The sequence below is a fragment of the Streptomyces sp. PH10-H1 genome (assembly GCF_030063355.1).
Taxonomy (GTDB): domain Bacteria; phylum Actinomycetota; class Actinomycetes; order Streptomycetales; family Streptomycetaceae; genus Actinacidiphila.
The window spans coordinates 1-2,165 of record NZ_JASISZ010000191.1; the positions used below are offsets into that span (position 1 = coordinate 1).

The following is a 2,165-nucleotide window of genomic DNA, read 5'->3' on the forward strand; positions in this document are numbered from 1 at the left end:
CGTAAACGCTGGACCATGCGATGGAAGGCCGCACTCCAAGCCTTCGACATGGCATTCGACGGCCGGCTCACCGCCGGACGCCGCTAGAAATCAACCGACCGAGTTCCACCGTTCGCTGTACAGACCCAGCGGACCTTGCATGCCAACTAATGGCGGCAAAGGTAGCGAATCCATCGACCGGACATCAGGGGGGAAGAATCCAAGCGAAGTTAACCAGTCCCCGAAAACACCCACCACCGTGTCCGTGGGGTCGTTCAAGGTGAGCGGCACGGCCGAAGATGTCGCGAACGCAATCGACAAGGCTTACAGCAAGCACTCTGAAGTTTTCAACCATGCATACAGTTCGCACACATGGAACCCCAACGAGAACTGCATGATGGGGATCGATGAAAATTGCAACAAAATCCCCTGGGATAGCACCGTCGAAACGGTGATGTACAGGGATATATGCGGGCAGGAAGGAATTACGTGCACGGCGCGGAAGAGTCTTAAGCAGATAGCAATAGAAACAACTGCATATTGGCTTCAGTTTGAGGCCGGGATAGAAAAGGGGCTTGGTAAGGGGCTCGCAAATGCCGAAGAGCCGAAAGGGGCACCGTGCAACAGTTTCCCAGAAGGCACCCTGGTACTGCTCGCGGATGGATCAGTCAAACCGATCGAAAAGCTCCAAATCGGTGACGAAGTCGCATCCACGGACCCGGAAACTTCACGCTCCGGCGCCCGAAAAGTTGACGCCACTATTGTCGCCACCGACGACACCGACTTCACCACCATCACCGTCAACGGAGAAGAGCGACAGAGCACCCTCACGGCCACCGATCACCACCCCATCTGGTCGCCCAGCGCACACGCATGGATCGATGCAACGGATCTGAGAGCCGGCATGGACTTGCTCTCCGCCACCGGCGAGCCCCTGCGTATCGTCTCGGTCCAACACCTCCATCGCCTTCAGGCTGCGTACAATCTGACCGTCCGCGACTTGCACACGTACTATGTACTCGCGGGTAATACGCCGGTGCTGGTGCACAATGACGGTGGCGATGATTACAACCAGGCGATGAATAAGGCGCTGGGTTGGCTTGAGCAGCGTGGGTTCAATGCCGGAAGGCCAACAATTGGCAAATTTGGCACAATTCAAGGTAAGCCGATCGGCATGCAGACCAGCGACGGAAAGACGGGATTCAGGATCGAGTTTGACGAGCGCAATGGCGCTCATATCAATGTCTGGAGTGGAAAGGAAAAAGGTCCACACTTTACTTTCGATGCCGCCGAGTCAACTGTAACGAAAATCCAAGGCCGTTTTGGGTGTTGATGATGACTGAAAATTATTGGGCGAATACCGTATATGGCGCCCCGCCGCTTGAGAGTCTGGAGCGTTGTGATGCTTCGGCTATCTTCGACTGGCTAAGTCTTCAATTTCCGACCATTGGAACGAAGATTGATTGGCCTCGCGTGTCAGGCAGGCATGCGCACTGGCGAATTGACGATGAAATTCGGCTAGCGGCAATGGCGGCCAAGGAAGTATGCCTGCGCACCCTTCCGGATTCAGTGGTTGAGCACGTCGGAGATGGACTCTCCCCCTATGGGGTACGTTTTACGAACGCCATCTGCTCTTCGGTTGTCGCCGAGTTGCTCGAAATTCCTGAGCACCACTTTTTCCTTGCAGTGGATCGATCGTGGATCGTAGTCGTTAGTACCGAAGGGGATCTAGACATCGTCGATCAGCTTCGTTTTGAAAATGATCAGCCTAGAGATCCTGGTGATCAATCGGGTGGCGTTTGAGTAGTCTGGTATGGGTGACCGATCGAACGCGAATGTGGGTGGCGGGTAGGGCATGGAAGAATTGGCTCCTCGTTAGCCAGCGACACCGGGCCTCTGCTTGGGATTCGGGTCGCGCGGCGAGCTGGCGCGGTTTGTATCAAGTGTCCAATACTGAGCGACATGCAGAACTCATCGCGGGCTGCGCTATTCGACACCGGAAGTGGACGACAATGTCTCGTCGAGAGCGGTTGGGGTGGCTTCAGATCATTGCCGCCTCCTAGTGTCTCGTGATCCTGATTGCGTCACTTCGAGTTGTTTGCAACGAGCTTCTTGATGCTGGTCTGGACGAGGCGGACCTTCGCCAGAATCTCTTCGGCGGTTGCGGTCCAAGTGAATGGTCTTGC

General features: G+C 55.5%; 2 protein-coding genes. Both read left to right on the top strand.

What is annotated here, in order from left to right; translation table 11 throughout:
* The first annotated feature begins 139 nt into the window (after positions 1–139).
* Positions 140–1,312 carry a polymorphic toxin-type HINT domain-containing protein gene (locus QMK24_RS41085; RefSeq protein WP_283472024.1) on the top strand — a complete coding sequence of 391 codons (1,173 nt, stop codon included), beginning with the start codon at positions 140–142 and terminating at the stop codon, positions 1,310–1,312.
* On the top strand, positions 1,306–1,782 hold the full coding sequence (locus tag QMK24_RS41090) for a hypothetical protein (RefSeq protein ID WP_283472025.1): 477 nt from the start codon (positions 1,306–1,308) through the stop codon (positions 1,780–1,782). The genes QMK24_RS41085 and QMK24_RS41090 overlap by 7 nt, the downstream gene beginning before the upstream one ends.
* Positions 1,783–2,165 lie beyond the last annotated feature (383 nt).

Excerpts from the sequence above, each read along its gene's own strand:
- QMK24_RS41085 (WP_283472024.1), top strand. The coding sequence starts at position 140 with ATGCCAACTAATGGCGGCAAAGGTAGCGAATCCATCGACCGGACATCA.